The 17,498-nt window shown below is 63.2% G+C and carries 20 protein-coding genes and 1 pseudogene; 3 read left to right on the top strand and 18 right to left on the bottom strand.

The features are described from left to right. Nucleotides 1-31 precede the first annotated feature (31 nt). The 3 genes from arsK to LB541_RS28080 form a co-directional block, all read right to left on the bottom strand. The gene (gene arsK / locus LB541_RS28090; protein WP_140582461.1) at nt 32-1,270 is read right to left on the bottom strand and encodes an arsenite efflux MFS transporter ArsK; all 1,239 of its coding nucleotides are present in this window, start codon (nt 1,268-1,270) and stop codon (nt 32-34) included. Then, nucleotides 1,251-1,664, bottom strand: a complete 414-nt coding sequence (gene arsC / locus LB541_RS28085) for an arsenate reductase (glutaredoxin) (protein WP_140500131.1) — start codon at nt 1,662-1,664, stop codon at nt 1,251-1,253. The genes arsK and arsC overlap by 20 nt, the downstream gene beginning before the upstream one ends. 85 nt (nt 1,665-1,749) lie before the next feature. Next, nucleotides 1,750-2,103: an ArsR/SmtB family transcription factor gene (locus tag LB541_RS28080; protein WP_140500133.1), complete on the bottom strand. Its 354-nt coding sequence runs from the start codon at nt 2,101-2,103 to the stop codon at nt 1,750-1,752. A gap of 43 nt (nt 2,104-2,146) precedes the next feature. On the opposite strand from LB541_RS28080, the gene LB541_RS28075 reads away from it, so the two are divergent. Beyond that, nucleotides 2,147-2,683 carry a DUF6428 family protein gene (locus tag LB541_RS28075; protein WP_140516099.1) on the top strand — a complete coding sequence of 179 codons (537 nt, stop codon included), beginning with the start codon at nt 2,147-2,149 and terminating at the stop codon, nt 2,681-2,683. A 162-nt stretch (nt 2,684-2,845) separates the two neighbouring features. On the opposite strand, the gene LB541_RS28070 is transcribed toward LB541_RS28075, so the two are convergent. The 4 genes from LB541_RS28070 to minC all read right to left on the bottom strand — a co-directional run bounded on the left by LB541_RS28070 (nt 2,846) and on the right by minC (nt 6,737). After that, entirely contained in the window at nt 2,846-4,303 is a 1,458-nt protein-coding gene (locus LB541_RS28070) for a hypothetical protein (protein ID WP_140500135.1), read from the bottom strand. A 339-nt stretch (nt 4,304-4,642) separates the two neighbouring features. After that, nucleotides 4,643-4,915 carry a cell division topological specificity factor MinE gene (gene minE / locus LB541_RS28065; RefSeq protein ID WP_140500137.1) on the bottom strand — a complete coding sequence of 91 codons (273 nt, stop codon included), beginning with the start codon at nt 4,913-4,915 and terminating at the stop codon, nt 4,643-4,645. After that, on the bottom strand, nt 4,912-5,727 hold the full coding sequence (gene minD / locus LB541_RS28060) for a septum site-determining protein MinD (protein WP_140500139.1): 816 nt from the start codon (nt 5,725-5,727) through the stop codon (nt 4,912-4,914). Before minD ends, minE begins: the two co-directional genes overlap by 4 nt. A 173-nt stretch (nt 5,728-5,900) precedes the next feature. Beyond that, nucleotides 5,901-6,737, bottom strand: coding sequence for a septum site-determining protein MinC (gene minC / locus LB541_RS28055; RefSeq protein ID WP_140521457.1), 837 nt, complete (start codon nt 6,735-6,737; stop codon nt 5,901-5,903). A gap of 337 nt (nt 6,738-7,074) precedes the next feature. Between minC and LB541_RS28050 the strand changes: the two genes are divergently transcribed. Together LB541_RS28050 and LB541_RS28045 are read left to right on the top strand one after the other, a co-directional pair. Further along, a complete protein-coding gene (locus LB541_RS28050; RefSeq protein WP_140516103.1) occupies nt 7,075-8,064 on the top strand; it encodes a TAXI family TRAP transporter solute-binding subunit in 990 nt (329 codons plus the stop codon). 85 nt (nt 8,065-8,149) lie between these two features. Next, nucleotides 8,150-10,207: a TRAP transporter permease gene (locus LB541_RS28045; protein ID WP_140521456.1), complete on the top strand. Its 2,058-nt coding sequence runs from the start codon at nt 8,150-8,152 to the stop codon at nt 10,205-10,207. Nucleotides 10,208-10,396: 189 nt separating this feature from the next. Here LB541_RS28045 and LB541_RS28040 read toward each other — a convergent pair whose 3' ends face one another. The 11 genes and pseudogenes from LB541_RS28040 to LB541_RS27990 form a co-directional block, all read right to left on the bottom strand. Next, nucleotides 10,397-10,744, bottom strand: a complete 348-nt coding sequence (locus LB541_RS28040) for a hypothetical protein (protein WP_140500147.1) — start codon at nt 10,742-10,744, stop codon at nt 10,397-10,399. Between the two features lie 156 nt (nt 10,745-10,900). Further along, a pseudogene (locus LB541_RS28035) lies at nt 10,901-10,995 on the bottom strand (PRC-barrel domain containing protein); the annotation flags it as partial. 219 nt (nt 10,996-11,214) lie between these two features. Further along, the gene (locus LB541_RS28030; protein ID WP_140516107.1) at nt 11,215-12,372 is read right to left on the bottom strand and encodes a sulfite oxidase; all 1,158 of its coding nucleotides are present in this window, start codon (nt 12,370-12,372) and stop codon (nt 11,215-11,217) included. Nucleotides 12,373-12,738: 366 nt separating this feature from the next. Beyond that, entirely contained in the window at nt 12,739-12,888 is a 150-nt protein-coding gene (locus tag LB541_RS28025) for a hypothetical protein (protein ID WP_127204769.1), read from the bottom strand. Next, complete coding sequence (locus LB541_RS28020) at nt 12,885-13,217, bottom strand: DUF2934 domain-containing protein (protein ID WP_140521455.1); 333 nt, start codon at nt 13,215-13,217, stop codon at nt 12,885-12,887. Before LB541_RS28020 ends, LB541_RS28025 begins: the two co-directional genes overlap by 4 nt. A 200-nt stretch (nt 13,218-13,417) precedes the next feature. Continuing rightward, complete coding sequence (locus tag LB541_RS28015) at nt 13,418-13,669, bottom strand: hypothetical protein (protein WP_140521454.1); 252 nt, start codon at nt 13,667-13,669, stop codon at nt 13,418-13,420. A gap of 277 nt (nt 13,670-13,946) precedes the next feature. After that, a complete protein-coding gene (locus LB541_RS28010; protein WP_140521453.1) occupies nt 13,947-14,543 on the bottom strand; it encodes a BA14K family protein in 597 nt (198 codons plus the stop codon). Between the two features lie 111 nt (nt 14,544-14,654). Then, the gene (locus LB541_RS28005) at nt 14,655-15,176 is read right to left on the bottom strand and encodes a DoxX family protein (RefSeq protein WP_140521452.1); all 522 of its coding nucleotides are present in this window, start codon (nt 15,174-15,176) and stop codon (nt 14,655-14,657) included. A gap of 217 nt (nt 15,177-15,393) precedes the next feature. Beyond that, complete coding sequence (locus LB541_RS28000) at nt 15,394-15,891, bottom strand: tetratricopeptide repeat protein (RefSeq protein WP_140521451.1); 498 nt, start codon at nt 15,889-15,891, stop codon at nt 15,394-15,396. Between the two features lie 31 nt (nt 15,892-15,922). After that, a complete protein-coding gene (locus tag LB541_RS27995; protein WP_224620079.1) occupies nt 15,923-16,894 on the bottom strand; it encodes an MBL fold metallo-hydrolase in 972 nt (323 codons plus the stop codon). A gap of 108 nt (nt 16,895-17,002) precedes the next feature. After that, nucleotides 17,003-17,248: a DUF680 domain-containing protein gene (locus tag LB541_RS27990; RefSeq protein WP_140499012.1), complete on the bottom strand. Its 246-nt coding sequence runs from the start codon at nt 17,246-17,248 to the stop codon at nt 17,003-17,005. Nucleotides 17,249-17,498 lie beyond the last annotated feature (250 nt).

Genomic DNA, 17,498 nt, shown 5'->3' with positions numbered 1-17,498 from the left:
GGCAAGAAAGGGCCGGACGAGCCGGCCGCCCTCAGACGCGGCCGTTGCGCGCGTTCGGCAGTCTCATGATCGACGTCAGGACCAGCAGCGCGGCACCGCCCAGAAATGCCATCGCCGCCAGCGACAAGGCAATGCCGACATGGACGATGGCGAAGGCCAGCGCAAAGGGTGCAACGGCGGAAACGAGCAGCCGGGCCGATGTGACGCGCCCCTGCAGCCGGCCATAGTCCACACTGCCGAACAATGTCAGCGGCAGGGCGCCGATGACGATGCTGAAAAGCCCGTTGCCCATGCCGAAGACGACGGCGAAAACCATCGCGCCTGCGACGGAAGGCGCCGTGCAGTTCAGCACGACGACCCCGCTCGTCATCAGGCCGGCCGAGATGATGGCCAGCGTCAATGGCGGCAGGTTGATACCGAAGATCATGTTGATGAAGCGGCTCAACACTTGTGACGGCCCGAACAGCGTTCCGACGACGGCAGCGGTCGCCCCGAGGCCAAGTCCGGAAAGCAGCGGCACCATATGCACCAGGACAGCGGCGCCAAGCAGGTTCTGCAGCGAGAAGGCGATGACCATCAACGCGAAGCCGAGCGGCCGCGCCGAGGCCGGAAGCGATCCCTGGACATGCCGTGGCGGCTCGGTCGCCGAGCGCCTGCTCTTGGCCAGCCCGTGCGAGAGCCAGGCGTGCAGCGGCAGGCAGACGAGCAGGTTCAGCCCCGCGAAGACGAGATAGACGGTTCGCCATGACATCTGCGCGTGCAGGGCCGAGGTGATCGGCCAGAACACGGTCGATGCGAAGCCGGCGATGAGGGTGAGATAGGTGATGCTGCGTTGCGCTGCACGCGGCCTTATCTGCACAAGGAGCGCGAAAGCGGCGCCGTACTGGACCAGGTTCGATGCCACTTCCAGCACGATCAGCGCCGCCACGAAGGCCCCGGCCGCCGGCGCGTAGGCACAGGCGGCGAGCGCAGCCGCGGCAAGGATCGAGCCGACGGTCATGATCTTGCCGGCGCCGAAGCGGTCGATCCAGTTTCCGAGCCAGGGCGCCGTCAGCCCGCCAACCAGCAGAGCCGCCGAGAGCGCGCCGAAAATCCATTCGGTCGGCCAGCCCAGATCGCTGGCCATATCGGCGGCGAGAATGCTGAAACTGTAGTACAGCGTGCCGTAGCCGATGATCTGGGTGACGCCGAGGGCGGCAATGGCGGCCAGCGGCGAGCGCTCCGGGACTTCGAGATCGGAAAGGCTTCGATCACTTGATGCCACGGTCATGGTTCACTACCTCGCCATCTTCCTTGGTGAAGCGGACCACCGGATGGTCGAGCAGATCGAGCACGAGCTCGGACGGACGGCACAGCCGCGTCCCCTTGGGCGTCTCGACGATCGGCCGGTTGATCAGGATCGGATGCCTCAGCATGGCGTCGATCAGCTGTTCATCGGTCCATTTGGCGTCACCCAGGCCGAGTTCGGCATAGGGCGTACCCTTTTCGCGCAGCAGAGCGCGCGCCGGAATTCCCATGGCGGCGACAAGCTGGCGCAAGCGGTCCCGGCTGGGCGGATGTTTCAGATACTCGATGATGTCAGGCTTCTCGCCGCTCGCCTGGATCATGGCAAGCGTGTTGCGCGAGGTGCCGCAGTCGGGATTGTGGTAGATCGTAGCGGTCATGGCTTGGCCTCGACGGCAAGAGGTTGGATTTCGGATTGCTGATGCGGCGCGGTCGGGACGATCGCCCGGGCTGTCGGCGCGACGATCACTGAACCGGTCCCTTCACATCGGCGGCGCAGCAGTCTGGAGCCAACGCCGAAGCGCGGATCTCCAGCCGGCCGGAGCAGCAATCCTCCATCAGGAAACGGATGAGGCCGCTCAACGTGTCATATTCGGCGCTGTAGACCATGGAGCGCGAAGCGCGCCGCACGCTGATCAGCCCTGCCCGCTCGAGCTCCTTCAGGTGGAAGCTCACATTCGAGGCCGAGACCTCGACTTTTTCGGCGATGGCGCCCGCGGCAATCCCGTCCGGACCGGCGATCACCAGATGCCGCAGGATGCGCAGGCGCGTTTCTTGCGAAAGAGCCGCAAAGGCGGAAAGGGCTTGACGTTCATCCATATTTCAACAATCCTAAAAATGTTGAAACAAGGATTTACCGCACATGCTCGTTTCTGACAATCGGGAATTTGAACCCGCTGACGTCGTTGATCCCGACGACATCACCATCGCTGGCTTGCTGGAGTTTCTGGCGGGCTACGAGGACCGGCGCCTGGTGTTCTTCTACGACGGCCGGCCGGTGAGGCCTGGTTACCACGTCACCGAGGTGAAGGCCGGCCAGTTCGCTGCGCTGGACTGCGGTGCAAACCCGGAATCCTGGGCCGAGATCTTCGTGCAGCTCTGGGACGTCGAGGAGGACCGCACGCATATGCCGGCCGGGAAATTCTCGGCGATCATCCGCAAGGTGACGGAGCATGTCGGCCTCGACCATTCCGCCAAGCTTACTTTCGAAGTCAGCGACGGCGTGCGCCCGATGCAGCTCTACCGCGCCGCGCTTCCCCGGCTCGCCGGTGATGCGGTGCATGTCGAGCTTTCGCCGCGGCCGGCAAGCTGCAAGCCGCGTGACCGCTGGCTGGAGGAGGAAAGGAAAGCCAAGGCCTGCTGCGGACCTTCGGCCGGACCCCAACCTTGCTGCGGCTAACGCTTCGCAGCCAAGCAGATGGCTTGGCGCCGTCTTGACGGACGGCCTTCCGCTCCCTCAGTTCAGCGATTTGCGCCGCGGCGGCGGCGTGCGATCGCGTTGAGGCAGCGGGCGCGGAACGCTGCCCCGCAGCGGGACCTGCGGCCATGCCGGCGAAATGAGCTACGGCGTGGCGCGGAGGTTCCTGCGGATGCGCCGCCTGCCCGTTCCACGGGCTTTCTCCGCCACCACGGCGGCGATGTCGACCACGTCGGCCTCGCGCGATCTGCCGTTGGTGGCCTTGTGGAGCCGCTCGTAAGGCAGCAATTCCTTGATCCGGGCATTGAGCGACGCGATTTCAGCTTTGAGGTCCTCGCATTCCTGCCTCTGGACATCCAGCTGTATCTGTTCCGATGCTTGTTGCAGCGCAAGCTGCGAAAGATTGGCGTTCGCTTTCGAAAGGCTCGTCTTGTCGTTTTCGTTCTCGTCGGTGAGCGAGGACAACTTTTGATCGGCGATTTTCTTTTCGGCCAGGGTGTCGTTCAAGTCGGTCTTGAGCCTGGCGATCTCGGCTGTGGCCTCGCTGTTCTCGTGCGAGGCCCGCTCCAGCCGTGATTGCAGGTCCTGGATCTCGGAACGCAATCCGCGCATTTCCATCTGGCTGCGCGCGAGTTCAGCTTGCCTGTCGCCTTCCATCATGCTGGCCGCTTCGGTCATTTCCGACAGCTTTGCCTGGGCAGTCTCGAGTGACTTCTGGAGCCTTATCTCCTCCTTCTCGCTCTTGCCGAGCGCGGCCAGCAGTTCGGCAAGCCGCGCTGCTTCGCTGGCATGGATCGTCGAGAGCTCGTCGAGCCTGTGGCGCGTCTGGGTTTCCCGCTTCAGCGCCTTATCAAGCTCGATCGACAGGCTGACATGTTTTTCCCGCAGCATCTTGCTCTCGCGCAGGCGCCTGTTGGCCTCGACCGCCCTGGCCGTCAGCCGCTTGGCGATGTCGCCGAACTCCGCGTCGCGTTTTGCGCCCGCATTGGCCGTTTCGGCAAGTTCCAGCCTGGCCGCTGCGAGCGCTGCGCGAAGCGCCTCCCTGTCCTGGACCAGGCTTGTCTCGCGCTGTTGCAGCAATTCGCAGGCGCTTTCACGCTCGCGCAGCTTTCTTGCCGTGTCGTGCAGCTTTTCCGACAGCGTTCTTTGTTCCGCGACCAGGTCGCCATTTGCGAGCTCCAGCTCGTTGGCGCGAAGAATATCGGTGTGGAGGATGTTGAGGAACTCGCGCGTCAAATGGTGTGAGGTAGCGATCTCCGACAATTTGCCGTTGATCTCGTCCATATAGTTCCTGGCGTCATGGAACATCCCTTCGAAGGCACTCAATGCCGCCATCCGGGTCTGGGTATGGGGCGTCAGTCGTGGTGCGGTTTCGGTATCGTCGGCGTTGCCCGCGCCGTCCGGATTATCCGCATCATCCGCATTGGCCTCGGGTGCCGAGGCCTCGGCTCCTGGCGCGGAATCTGGGATATAGCCGCTGTCCGGCGGCGCGTCGTATTCGGTATCGAGGCTGGCATCCAGAGCGTCCGCCAGATCGGCCTGCAGCTCCTGGAGTGCATCATCTACGTCTTCGGCACGCTTGATCAGACCCTTGAAATTCATAACGAATGCCCTTTACGCATACCCCATTCAGTATTTAATAATTGGCTAATATGTATGCTTACATCCACTGATTGCGCAGGGGAAGCCCCCCATTAGGGGGAGCGTAAAGTTGGACATTTGGGATTGGGATGCGGCGGGCGACCAGTGCCGCGGCCGTCTTTTTGCAGAATTGACGCACCCAATTTCTGGGTGGAATCTGATGCGGAAAATCCTGGATCCTACCTTCCCCTCGTGGAAGGTAGGACTGAGGCGCTGGCGCTGGAGGATGCTCGTCCTGTAGCGCCGCGCCAACTCCGCCCGCTGCTTGCAGCGACCCTCCCCACAAGGGGAGGGTAAAAGTCAGCCCGCCATGGCCAGCGGCACGGCGCTTTTGTTGGGGATCTGGATGTCGATTTCCAGCGTCGACATGGTCTCGCCGCGGTCCATCGAGATTTGCAGATAGTCCTGGTCGATCTGCACGTGCTTGGCGATGACGGCCATGATCTCCTCGCGCAGCACGGAGACGAGATCGGGCTGGCCACGGCTGCGGCGTTCGTAGGCGAGCAGCACCTGCAGCCGCTCACGCGCCACGGGCGCGCTGGAGCGCCGCTTGAAGAGGTCGAGAATGTTCATGCCGCCCTCCTTCCGAGCAGCCTGTCGAGGAAGCCCTTGCGCTCGAAGGGAACCACGACCGGCAGGTCTTCGCCTTCCAGTCTCCGCGCCGCTTCGATATAGGCTTTGGCGGCGGCGTTCAGCGGATCGCTCAGCGTCACCGGCGAACCGAGGTTGGAGGCCCTGAGCACATCCTGGCTCTCCGGGATGATGCCGAGCAGCGGCACCGACAGGATTTCCAGCACGTCGTCGATGGACAGCATCTCGCCGCGAGCCGCGCGGCCGGCATCGTAACGCGTCACCAGCACGTGCTTGGCGATTTGCTCGCCCTGTTCGGCACGCATGGTGCGGGCGTCGAGCAGGCCGATGATGCGGTCGGAATCGCGCACCGACGACACTTCCGGATTGGTGACGATGACCGCCTCGTCAGCGAAGCGCATGGCGAGCTGCGCGCCGCGCTCGATGCCGGCCGGGCTGTCGCAGAACACATAGTCAAACACCGAGCGCAGCTTCTCGATCACCTCGCCGACGCCTTCTTCGGTCAGCGCGTCCTTGTCGCGCGTCTGCGAGGCCGGCAGCAGGAACAGCGTATCGACGCGCTTGTCGCGGATCAGCGCCTGCGACAGCTTGGCCGTGCCCTGGATGACATTGACGAGGTCGAACACCACGCGCCGTTCGGCGCCCATGATCAGGTCGAGATTGCGCAGGCCGACGTCGAAATCGACCAGCGCCACTTTCTTGCCGGTCCTGGCGACCGCGGCCCCCAATGCGGCCGTCGAGGTCGTCTTGCCGACACCTCCCTTGCCTGAGGTGACCACCACTACCTTGCCCATGAAAAAAGCCTCCGTCGCCTGATGTTGTCGTTTGTTATTGCTCCGTGCATCGCACGGCTATTGTTGGAACCTGCCATCATCCCACGCGAAACCGGTCCCAACCTTGCGGACCTGAACGTCCTGTTCGCGGTCGCGCAAAACAAGAACTGGTCCGGCGTTTTCATCCCGGCGCCCTAGTTCAGCGGCACGACGCGCAGCACGCCGTCTTCGAGGAAGGCCTGCACCGGCTTGCCGCGCGAGGCGCCTTCCATGTCCTCCGCCGTGGTGTACCAGCCGTCGATGGCGAGCAGTTCGGCCTCGTTCCTGCGGCAGAAGATGCGCGCCGAAATATTGCCTTCCGAGCCCGCAATGGCGCGGCCGCGCAGCGTGCCGTAGACATGGATCGAGCCCGCCGCAATGATCTCGGAACCGGAAGCGACCGATCCAAGCACGATGACATCGCCATGCGGATGAAAGATCGACTGGCCCGAGCGAAGGGGCGACTTGACCATCAGCGTTCCGGCCAGGGCCGGCTCCGCCGCGCCGGCTTGCTGTTCTGTCTTGGCTGCCTTGACCCTTCCAGCCTCGGCCCTGCCCTCGTCGGGCTTGCCCGTTTCCTTGCCGCGTTCCGAAGACACCGCTTCCGTCTTGCCGGCCTCTTCCGCCAGGCCTGCCTTGCCGTTGCGGCCGGGCTGCGCCAGCAGGCCATCTGAAGTGGCCTCCTTGGCGCCGGCCAGCAGCGGCGGCAGCTCGGGCCCGAGCGAGGCCCCTTCGAGCTCGATGGCATAGACCCGGATGCCACGCGTGCCGAGCGAAGCGACCAGCGCCGCGATCTCGTCGGCCGCAGGCTTCAGCGCATTGAGATCGAGCACCACCGGCCGCCCTGAGAAATAGCCCGGCGAATTGCCGATCCAATGATCCAGCCCCTCCAGCCAAGCACCGATCGGCGCCTCCGGCGTCAGCGTGAAAGCGACGAACGAACGGGCGCGAAAGCGAATGGATTTGGTCTCCAGGGGAGCGGCAAAGGTCACGGCTGGCGAATCCTTACTCAATGGTTAAAGGGTGCCGGCCGAATGGTTAACAAATGGTTAATAAAGACGGCTGGCACCTTGGAAGCCGCCAGAAATTGGAGGGTCGGCTAACCGCCAGTTGCGGATGCCGGCTGACAACACGCGGAATGTGTTGATAGCGCCGCGTCAGCAAGCGGATTACCGCCGTTCAATCGACAAGCTAGATCTCAAAATGCGCCATGACGGCAACAGGGAGGGGGCACCGCCAGCGACGACAGATCCCCTCCCGAAAGGCGCGCGCAGGTTGACAATCCTTGGGTTGATGCAACATCCTGCCGATCTTTGACCGGGAGGTAGTATGACTGTTTCGATCAACCGTCGCGTCTTTTCCGTCGGCGCGGGCACTTTGGCGCTGGCCGCGGCAGGGTTTTCGCCGGCGCGCGCGCAGCAGGCTTTTTTCCGTATCGGCACCGGCGGCACGTCCGGCACCTACTATCCGGTGGGCGGGCTGATCGCCAACGCGATCTCGGCGACGGGGCCGGCCGGCGTCGAGGGCCTGGTTGCCAGCGCCACGTCCTCCAACGGTTCGGTGGCCAACATCAGCGCCATCCAGTCGGGCGCTTCCGAATCGGGCTTCACGCAATCCGATGTCGCCTACTGGGCGCATTCGGGCACCGGCCTCTACGAGGGCAAGCCCAAGGTAGAGGATCTGCGCCTCATTGCGACGCTCTATCCTGAAACCATCCATCTGGTCGCGCGCGCCGACGCCGGCATCAAGACTGTGGCGGATCTGAAGGGCAAGCGCGTCTCCCTCGACGAGCCGGGTTCCGGCACCATCGTTGATGCGCGCCTGGTGCTCGGCGCCTACGGTCTAACGGAGAAGGACGTAAAGCCCGAATATCTCAAGCCCGGCCCGGCCGGCGAGCGCCTGCAGGACGGCGCCATGGACGCCTATTTCTTCGTCGGCGGCTATCCGACCGGCGCCATCGTCGAGCTTGCCAGCACCAAGAACATCACGCTGGTGCCGATCACCGGCCCCGAGGCCGACAAGCTCCTGTCCGAACAGAAGTTCTTCTCGACCGACATCGTGCCCGCGGGCACCTACAAGAATGTCGGCGAGACCAAGACCATTTCGGTCGCCGCGCAATGGGTGACCAGCGCCAAGCAGACCGATGACCTCATCTACAAGATCGTCAAGTCGCTCTACAGCGACGAGACCCAGAAGGCGCTGCAGGCTGGTCATGCCAAGGGCAAGCTGATCACGCTCCAGAACGCGGTCACCAGCGCCGGCATTCCGTTCCATCCGGGCGCGGAGAAATTCTACAAGGAAGTCGGCGCCCTGAAATAAGAGGCCATCAACAGACTGGCGACAACGAGGCGGAAGGCGTGCTTTCCGCCTCGTTTGTCTGGGGATTCAGGATACGGAACCGACTATGAGCGACGACGACAAAATCAGGCTTTCCGGCATGGAGTTCGACGAGGAAAAGGCTCGCGAACTGGAGGAGAAATTCGACTCCGAGATCCGGTTCCGGCCGCTGACCCGGGCCGCCGGCTGGCTGGTCGGCTTCCTCCTGGTGGCCTTGTCGCTGTTTCACTATTACACGGCTGGATTCGGCTTGCTGCAGGAGATGCTGCACCGGGGCATCCACCTGTCGATGGTGCTGTCGCTGATCTTCCTCGTCTTCCCTCTGGTGAAGAAGGGCTACGACCAGCCCGCCCAATCCAGCTTTCTGCGGCCGCTCGGCATACCGGTTTTCGACTGGCTGCTGGCGCTTGCCGCGGTGATAGCGGTCCTGCACGTGCCGATGATCCCGCTCGACGATCTTGCCTTCCGCGTCGGCAACCCCACGACGACGGACGTGGTGCTCGGGCTGACCCTCATTCTGCTCCTGCTGGAAGCGACGCGCCGGTCCGTCGGCATCCCGCTGCCCATCATCGCCATCCTCTTCATGGCTTATGCGCTGTTCGGCCCCTATATGCCGAGCATCCTGGTGCATCCCGGCGCGTCCGTCTCCCAGCTCGTCGACCACCTCTACCTGACGACGCAAGGCATCTACGGCATCGCGCTCGGCGTCGTCGCCACCTACGTTTTCCACTTCGTCCTGTTTGGCGTCTTCGCCACCCGCATCGGTCTCGGCCAGCTCTTTCTCGACTGCGCGGCATGGGTCGCCGGCCGCTACGCCGGTGGTCCGGCCAAGGTATCGATCTTCGGCTCGGCCCTGTTTGGCATGATCTCTGGCTCGTCGGTCGCCAACACCGTCACCGTCGGCTCGCTTACCATCCCGGCGATGATCCGGCTCGGCTACAAGAAGCATTTCGCCGCCGCGGTGGAGGCGGCTTCCTCCACCGGCGGGCAGGTGACGCCGCCGATCATGGGAGCCGCCGCCTTCCTGATGATCGAGTTCCTCGAACTGCCCTACACGACCATCATCCTGGCAGCGATAGTGCCGGCCTTCATGCACTTCTTCGGCGTGTTCATGCAGGTGCATTTCGAGGCCAAGCGCACCGGCTTGCGCGGCCTGCGGCCGGACGAGATGCCCGACGTGGTCGAGGCATTGAAACGGGACTGGCCGACCATCATCCCTCTCGTCGTCCTGATCGGCGTGCTTCTTGCGGGTTATACGCCTTACATGGCTGCCTTCTGGGGCATTACCCTGTGCATCCTGGTCGGCCTGTTTAACCCGCGCCGGCGCATGTCTGTCGCCGACATCGTGGTGTGCCTGCGCGACGGCGCCAAGTATGCGCTCGCCGTCGGCGCTGCCGCCGCCACGGTCGGCATCGTCGTCGGCGTCGTCACCCTGACCGGCGTCGGCTTCAAGCTGTCCTACATCGTCACTTCGACGGCAGGCCATCTGTCGCTGCTGTTCGGCACCTTTATCCCCGAAGCGATCTTCTCGACGCACGGGCTGACCCTTTTGTTCACGCTGATCATGACCGGCGTGGTCTGCATCCTGATGGGTTGCGGCATCCCGACGACAGCGAACTACATCATCATGGTGACGATTGCCGCGCCGGCACTGGTGATGCTCGGCACCGAGCCGATCGTCGCCCACTTCTTCGTTTTCTATTATGGCCTGCTGGCTGACATCACGCCGCCGGTTGCGCTGGCTGCCTACGCTGCCGCCGGCATGGCGGGAGCTGATCCATTCAAGACCGGCAACACTGCCTTTCGGCTCGGGCTCGGCAAGGCGCTGGTGCCCTTTGTCTTTGTCTTCTCGCCGTCGCTTCTGCTGGTGACGAAAGATTTCACCTGGCCGAACTTCTTCCTGGCTTTCTTTGGCTGCGTGCTCGGCATCACCTGCCTGGGGGCCGCCCTCTCGCGCTACCTGCTCGTGCGCACCCGGCCATGGGAAAACGTGTTGCTGGTCTTGGCCGCCCTGCTTCTGGTGGCGCCCGAACTCTATTCGTCCCTACTCGGCCTGGTTCTGACCATTCCCGTCATCTGGCGCCATTGGAGCGCGCGCAACGTCGAAGAGGCGCGACCGGCTTGATCAGCGCCGCCCCAACGATCCCTCCCCGAGAACTCAAAGGGGCCGGAAACGTTTTGGGGACTTCAGGAAGTCAGCGTGCTCTCAACCTGAATCTGACGCGAACCGCCAGGATCGGTTCCGCGGGGGAAAAGTTCCCCGAGAGCTGACAGACAGCCTTCGACATCAGAAAGCGACAGCCGGAGTTTCAAGTCATTGAGGGTCAGTGACGAAAGGCATGATGTCCACGCCGTCTCCCGGGAAGACGGTGAAATGCGGATGGCTTTCGAACAGGCGGGCGGCGGCATCGATTGTATCGGCCTCGACGACAATGTAGCCGCAGAAAGGGTTCACGGCGTCTGCGACCCCATCCTTGGTAACGCGCGTCGTCCTCCCGACCATGCCGCCGCGATCGGGGAAAGATGCGGCATTTCTCTCCTCCCAGTCCGTCCACTGCTGTAGGCCGACGCTATCAATCGCATCTTGCTCGGGCTTGGGCAGGCTGCGAAAGCGGGCAAGGTCTTCAGGCTTCATGGTGTAGACGGCAAGAAAGCGGGGCATGTGACGGTCTTCGCGCTGACAGAACCGATGCCAGCCTAGACTCTCGGTTGGCCGAAGTCACTAAGCACTACCACCCTCAGGCACGGCGAATTGCCCTTGTCCGGGCACTTTCGGATCATCTCACTCTCCTTTCGAAAAGGGCCACGGTCGGGCCCTTCAGTCTCGGTGCTCCGGCACTCCTTTCAGCTGGTCCTTGGTCCATTGGGTCACGGCGTGGCGCCGTCCTCGTCGCGCATAAAGTCGAGCTCGGTGACGGCCACCGGGCTCGGCGAAGGACGAGGAACGCCAGCCGTTCAAGTTTTCTCCGCGTCCGCGCAGGTCACTAAACACCGCTCTTGGCGCTGCGATGGAGTCGTCATCGCATCGTCTCTGGCCAGCTTCAGGCCGGCGCCTGGTCGGATGTGGGTGACCCCATGCCAAAGACATGGGGGCACATCGCTCTCAGACACTTTGATACGACTGCCCGCCAGTCAGTGAATGTTGATACGTCGCGTCACCTGACCGTTGCTTTCCCAATAGGTATGCTTCTTGGCAATGATGGGATCGTCCATTGCGGGTTGGACCTGCCCTCCCGTATCAACCGCGCGCGAGGTGACGGCGTGCTCTCCGGCGGAAGGCTTGGGCCAGTCGACGGACCATAGTTTCCAGGCAAAGTCCGCCTTGTCGGTTTCGTCGATGGCCGCCGGCATCCATGGCCCGTCATCGATCTTCACCTCGACCCGGTCGACCGGTGCGCCCCAGGCGGCCCCGACGATCCGGTAGTCATCGCCGATATGAGTGACCCGGGCCGGTGCCGATTTCAGCCTCGCCCGCCCGACCGAAGTTTCCACCCATACTGTCTCGCCGTTGTGGTCTTCCTCGCGCAGCGTGACATAATCGCGTCCCATGAACCGGTTCTCGAAGCGCTGATCGTTCACGTCTATGCGCTTGATCCATTTGACGTTCGCGATCCCGTACCATCCCGGCGCAATCAGCCGCAGCGGGAAGCCGTTGTCAGGAGGCAAGGGGGACCCATTCATCTCGTAGCAAAGGATGTTTTTGGGATCCATGGCGTCGGGAAGTGACATGCTGCGCGCAAAATTCTGCGTGAACTTGACGTCGTCGGCCCGCTTGATTTCCCCTTTATCGGTGCCCCAGAAGACGACCTCGATACCAGTGTCGAGGACTCCGGCCTCCGTGAGGATCGGCGCGAGCGGCGTGCCCGCCCAGCGCGCATTGCCAATGCCGCCATTGAAAAACGGCAGACCGGTATTGCCCGAACATTCGACCGTGAAGGTGACTTCCTGGCGCGGTCGAGCCTTGATGTCGGCGAGCGTCAGGGTTGTCGGCTTTTTAACGGAGCCGCCGATTTCGAGTTTCCAGGTGCTTTCGTCGATCACCGGCCGGTCGAAATGCGCGATTGAAAAGAACTTGTCGTTGGGCGTCACCCAGGAATCGAGATCCTCCCACACCAGCTGATTTTTGATGACTTCCGGAACCGGGTTCGGCGGCAGCTGATCCAACCATTTGATGACTTCCTCGCCGGCCCGGCTTGGAAAGGCAGAGGCAATCCGCGATTGAAAGGACGCCAACGCTGCGAGGGCTGCCCCGCCTTGAACGATGAATTCACGTCTGGGAAGGTAATGCATGACGACTTCTCCTCCAGTGAAAAGCTCAGTTCTCCTTCAGTGATAGATGCAATAGCGACCGGGATCGCGCAAAGCAGAGGCCGGCCGCGGCGGGCAATTATGAGAGCGTGTGAAACAACCCGAGTTAGAAGCGCGCCGTAGTTAAAGCGACGTCTCCGCTCTCAATCGCCAGCTTGTCAGGTCCGAGCCGGCGATCTTCAACTATATGCCCTATATGTCCTCGTGGCGAGGGCAAGGGCCGCATCTTCGCATCACGATTGGCATCTGCCTCGTGTTCCAAAATCCAATGCAGCCTACAATTGGTGGGTCGGATTTTGTGAGCGGCAGGGACAACGCCGAGAATAAAGGACCAACGAGTCGATTTCCTCAATGGCGCTTGAAATACTGCACCTCGCGCTCATGCTTCTCCGCCGCCTCGCGGCTATCGAAAGTCCCCAGGTTCCGTCGCTTGCCCGTCTTCTCATCCTTCTTGCGCGAATAGAGCCGGTATTTTCCGTCCTTGAGTTTGCGGATCATTTGGCCTCTCCCTGACCGGGATTTCGCCGCCGCTTGCCCTTCAGCCCGAGTGCTGCCTGTTCGATCGCGGCGCGGTCGTTGCCCAGCCTGTCGATCAGGTCCTGTGCCTGCTTGCCTGATATGCCGGTGCGCATGGCCAGCTCCTCGACCGTAAGCACGTCGGTGCTGGCAATCTCGCGCGGCGGCGCGTTGCCCGCCGCCATCGACAGCTCCCTGTCGATCTCGGCCTCCGCGCGATGCCAGTGCTGCTCGGGGTCGCCGCCGCCTTCGCGCTCCCAGATCCGATAGGCGCGCTCCCGGATTTTCCCATGCCGTTGGTCGTCGCCCATTTCTCAAATCCTCCATTGGGTAGCATCTGAACGCCGCCCGCCTCCGAACGATCCAAAGAATTTGCGTGATCGCCGGGCCGGGTCGTTGGAGATTGGGATGACACGAGGCGCGCCGGGCAGAGCCCGGTCATGGAGCGAAATGATCCAGGCGGCGGGTCCCCCCGCCGCCTGGATGCCGGCCGCGGCGGCCGGCTTTGTTGTCAGCGTCCCCAGACGCCCTGACCATAGCCCTGTGCAGGCATGTCGGAGTTCGAGTTTGCCCCCATTGCGCTGTCAGTGATGCTGTTTGTGACGCTCGGGACAACCGCCTTGGCGCCGCCCGACATCATGGCATGGGCGGTTGGATAGCTGCTTGCGGCAGGGATGAAGTCGGAGCCAAAGTGGTCGCTGCCGGCAAAAGCCATGCCGGAGGCGAACAACAACGAGGCAACGGTCAATACGATCTTCTTCATTTCGGTTTCCATCTTTTGAAGTTGACATTTGGCCCCGACGCGCCGCCCGCCCGCGTTCATGGGACCGTGTTTGTTGTTTCAGGCGAAACCGGCCAACCGCGATCCCACTGGATCTTGCAGTGACAGGTCGTTCAGCGCACGACCGTCTCGGTCCGTTGTTGCGCTGTTGGCGGCTTGATAAGGGCGTGGTGTTTGTGTGGGCGTGGTAGGCAGCGTGGTAGAAACCCTTGCCGGAGTGGAATTTTGCGTGGAATGCAGCCGGAAAGCGCAGCGCCCGCTATTGGCATTGCCGCCTCGGCCCGCCGGAATAGGGCTGGTAGCTGTTGTCTTCCGGGCGGTAGGAGCGGTAGCGGCTGAAGCAGGAGGCGACATGGTCATCATCGCCAGCGGCCGCATAGGCGCCCGGCCCAGTGCCGTTGTCCTCGACGTAGCTGGCCTCGGCGGCGGGCGGCGCGGCACGGTCGGCGTCGAGATAGGGCGAGATGCAGGGGCGCTGCTGCCCGCTATAGGACATGTAGCTGTTGTCCTGCGGCCGGTAGGAGCGGTAGCGGCTCGCGCACCAGGCGACATGCGGCTGCGGCAGTTCGGCCGTGGCGGGCGCGATGGCGCCGGTGGCGGTGGGATCGGTCTCCCCGGCCTGGCGCTTGGGCTCGATATTGGCGGGCGCGGGCTGCTCGGCCGGCAGGCGCTCGAGATTCTGCGCCGTTCTGTCCACCGGCCGCGCCGTTTTGGTCCAAAGCTCCGCCATACTGACGGTGGCCGGTGCCTGGCGCGGTGGGTTCGCGGTGATTAGCCAGACGGCGAAGGCCAGACCGCTACCGAACACCGCAAGGGTCAAAACGAAACCGCAGACCAGTCCCAACAATGCTTTCACGCCGCGCTCCTTGAGCCCCTGCTAAAGCAATGCGGGGGGTCAAGGCTGGTTCCAGCAAAGCGCGGGAAATAGGCGCGGCGCTCCGCTGGGCGAATGCGAAGGCGGCGCCGTTCAAACCAGCTGCTTCACGTCCACTGGCAATTGGGTCTCCGCTGTGGGCAACGCGGCCGGCATGTCCTCGCCGCGCTGGCGCTGCCGCAGATGGAGCGCCAACAGCCGGTCCAGCGAGACCCTGCCGGCCCCGGCAACGGCCAGCACGAACATGCCGCCCGATATCGCCAGGTCCTTTTCGAAATGCAGCAGTTCGTTCTGGCTGCCGAAATTGGTGTGGAACAGCATGGCCGTTGCCAAACAGAACAGGCCGAGCGCGATGGCGCCAAGCCGCGTCAGCAGGCCTGACGCGAGGGAGAGCCCTGCCCCCAGTTGCAACGCTACGGTGGCGACAAACAGCGGCAGGTTGACACCAAGCGCTGCCATGGCTTTGGCGGCGGCATTGAAATGGGCGGCCAGCGTGGCGCCCTCATGCAAAAAGATGAGAGACAGAAGCAGGCGGCCGGCAAGCAGGCCCACGTCCCCGAGGTGGTATTTAGCGGCAAGACCCTGCAGCTTCGCGGAGCGTTCGGTCAATGTCATGGTCAGCCTCCGATCTTTTTGGCACGGGCAGGCGCCAAGCGCCTGATGTTGAAAAGGCCGGAGCCGGCGCGAGGGAGAGGATGCCGGCTCCGGCAAAGCGCGCCAGCCACGAGCGCCCAACCGTGGTGGACGAAGGGGCGAGTTCGGTGCCAACGCCCCTGCTCCGTCTCGGCTACGCCGAGCCAGCTCTCCCCATTTGTGGGGAAGAGAAAAGGTCCTACTTCGTCACCTTGGTGTCGATGGCCTGCCGCAGGTCGGAAAGCTCGTCGCACCCGGCCGGGCACAGCTGCTGCAGGGAGGCCAGCTGCTCCTTGGCCTTGTCCATGTCGCCGGTCTCGACATAGAGCTCGCCCAGATATTCGCGGGCGGCTCTGTGGTCGGGCTTCAGCTCCAGCGCCTTGGTGTAGTAGGTGAGCGCGGTCTTGTAGTCGCCGGTCTTGCGCAGGGTGAAGCCGAGCAGGTTGTAGACGTCCGCCTGCTGCGTGTCCTGCGCCAGATCGCGCAGCTCGGCCAATGCGCCGGAATAGTCCTTGGCATCGATCTTGGCCTTGATGGCGGTGAGATCCGGCGCGTCGGCGCCTTCGATGTCGTCGACCGCATGGGCCGGCATGATTGTCGCAACGGGAAGCACGGTCAGCACGGCAATGGCGCCGAGCAGGCCGAACAGGGCATGTCTGCCCGACAGGGCATTTCTGCTCAAAAGGGATCGTTTCATTGTCTTTCTCGCTTGCGTTGGAAGCTCGTGCTCAGATCTGGACCGGGGTAAATCCGTATGCCTTGCCGTCCTTGACGAAGGTGCAGGTGCCCGGGAACGGGAAGTGCGACCCGGAAATGCGGATATTGTCCGATATCACCCGGTCGATGATCTTGTGGCGCGTGGCGATTGCCGTCGGTCCGTCCTGGTCGTAAGCGCCCTGCCACTCCGGATGCGGCGCCAGCAGCGCCGGCACATACATAGTGTCGGCCGAGATCATGATCTGCTCCTTGCCGGAGTTGGCCAGGTAGACAGAATGGCCTGGTGTGTGGCCGGGCGCGGCGATGATCTGGATGCCGGGCGTGACCTCGGCGCCGTCCTCGACCAGCTTCCAGTTCTTCCATTTCGGAAAGTTCTCGGCGATGCGCTTGCCCGCCGGCTTGCGGCCCTCGGGCAGCTTGGCCAGCCGGCTTGGGTCGGTCCACCACTTGTATTCGGTGGCGTTGACGATGAGCTCGGCATTGGGGAACACCGGCGCGTTGGTGCCCTTTTCCATCAGGCCCCAGACATGATCGGGGTGGAAATGCGAGATCATGACGGTGTCGATCGCGTTGTAGTCGATGCCGGCCGCGGCCATGTTGGCCGGCAGATGCGTGGCATTGGCCTGCCACTGGCCGACGCCCGAGCCGGCATCCATCATGATCAGCTTGCCGCCCATCTTGAGCACGACGACAGTGAGCGGGATGGGCATGAAGTCGGTGGTCAGCCCCGCTTTGGCGAGTGCTGCCTTGGTGTCCTCGACCGAGACATCCTTGATGAAGGCCGGGTCGTGCGGCTTGCGCCAGATGCCGTCATAGATGGCGGTGATCTCGATATCGCCGACTTTGTATCCGTAGAAGCCGACGGTGGGCTCCACCGGAGCTTGCGCGAAGGCCGGACGGATGAATTCAAGCTTGCCGGCAAGGCCGAAGGCAGCAGCAGCGGCGGCGGTGCCAAGCACTGTGCGGCGTGTCATGGTGAACATGGTGATCTCCTGTTCGAGGTGGTGGCTAAAGTCGCGAATGGCCAAAGTCCTGGAAGGAACGACGAGGAGAGGCCGGTACCCGTCGGGAGCCGGCCCGGCCCCATGAATTCAGCGACCCCAGAGGCTGTCGTTGTTGTGTCTGGTGATGATGTCCTGCACCGACCCCTGGCTCGGCCCCGTCTTTATCTTGGTGTCGGCGCCATTGGGGCGTGCGGTGTAGGCGATCGAGCCGGTGGCATTGGTGTCGACCGGAGCGACCGGCTGGTTGGCGTTGTTGGCGCCATGATCGCTGCCGGCGAAGGCAGCGCTCGAGGCAAGCATCATGGCAGCCACGCTGAGAGCGAGCTTGGTCATTTTGGCTAGGTCCTTGTTTCGTTTCCTCGGCGCGGGCCGTCAGATTGGCCCGCTACAGTGAAGACCCTGCAGCCCCGCGCTTTATTCCCGGGCGCGATGAGATTCTTTTGAAGGAGAAAAATCAGGGGCTCGGCGGCCAGGACTGAAGTCCTCGCCCACGAATATTAGCGAGAGGAACCAGGCTGGGAATGCCGCCGCGTTCCGGCACGCCGACCGCGTGCACGCACGAAAGGCGCCCCCCCCCCCCCCC

This window comes from Mesorhizobium sp. BR1-1-15 (genome assembly GCF_020165475.1).
Taxonomy (GTDB): Bacteria; Pseudomonadota; Alphaproteobacteria; order Rhizobiales; family Rhizobiaceae; genus Mesorhizobium.
Note: the sequence above shows the minus strand (reverse complement) of the source record. Positions and strands in the feature narration are given on the sequence as shown.

Bases quoted from the DNA above. Each gene is read 5' to 3' on its own strand.
- arsK (WP_140582461.1), bottom strand. From the start codon at position 1,270: ATGACCGTGGCATCAAGTGATCGAAGCCTTTCCGATCTCGAAGTCCCG.
- arsC (WP_140500131.1), bottom strand. From the start codon at position 1,664: ATGACCGCTACGATCTACCACAATCCCGACTGCGGCACCTCGCGCAAC.
- LB541_RS28080 (WP_140500133.1), bottom strand. From the start codon at position 2,103: ATGGATGAACGTCAAGCCCTTTCCGCCTTTGCGGCTCTTTCGCAAGAA.
- LB541_RS28075 (WP_140516099.1), top strand. From the start codon at position 2,147: ATGCTCGTTTCTGACAATCGGGAATTTGAACCCGCTGACGTCGTTGAT.
- LB541_RS28070 (WP_140500135.1), bottom strand. From the start codon at position 4,303: ATGAATTTCAAGGGTCTGATCAAGCGTGCCGAAGACGTAGATGATGCA.
- minE (WP_140500137.1), bottom strand. From the start codon at position 4,915: ATGAACATTCTCGACCTCTTCAAGCGGCGCTCCAGCGCGCCCGTGGCG.
- minD (WP_140500139.1), bottom strand. From the start codon at position 5,727: ATGGGCAAGGTAGTGGTGGTCACCTCAGGCAAGGGAGGTGTCGGCAAG.
- LB541_RS28050 (WP_140516103.1), top strand. From the start codon at position 7,075: ATGACTGTTTCGATCAACCGTCGCGTCTTTTCCGTCGGCGCGGGCACT.
- LB541_RS28045 (WP_140521456.1), top strand. From the start codon at position 8,150: ATGAGCGACGACGACAAAATCAGGCTTTCCGGCATGGAGTTCGACGAG.
- LB541_RS28040 (WP_140500147.1), bottom strand. From the start codon at position 10,744: ATGCCCCGCTTTCTTGCCGTCTACACCATGAAGCCTGAAGACCTTGCC.
- LB541_RS28030 (WP_140516107.1), bottom strand. From the start codon at position 12,372: ATGCATTACCTTCCCAGACGTGAATTCATCGTTCAAGGCGGGGCAGCC.
- LB541_RS28025 (WP_127204769.1), bottom strand. From the start codon at position 12,888: ATGATCCGCAAACTCAAGGACGGAAAATACCGGCTCTATTCGCGCAAG.
- LB541_RS28020 (WP_140521455.1), bottom strand. From the start codon at position 13,217: ATGGGCGACGACCAACGGCATGGGAAAATCCGGGAGCGCGCCTATCGG.
- LB541_RS28015 (WP_140521454.1), bottom strand. From the start codon at position 13,669: ATGAAGAAGATCGTATTGACCGTTGCCTCGTTGTTGTTCGCCTCCGGC.
- LB541_RS28005 (WP_140521452.1), bottom strand. From the start codon at position 15,176: ATGACATTGACCGAACGCTCCGCGAAGCTGCAGGGTCTTGCCGCTAAA.
- LB541_RS28000 (WP_140521451.1), bottom strand. From the start codon at position 15,891: ATGAAACGATCCCTTTTGAGCAGAAATGCCCTGTCGGGCAGACATGCC.
- LB541_RS27995 (WP_224620079.1), bottom strand. From the start codon at position 16,894: ATGTTCACCATGACACGCCGCACAGTGCTTGGCACCGCCGCCGCTGCT.
- LB541_RS27990 (WP_140499012.1), bottom strand. From the start codon at position 17,248: ATGACCAAGCTCGCTCTCAGCGTGGCTGCCATGATGCTTGCCTCGAGC.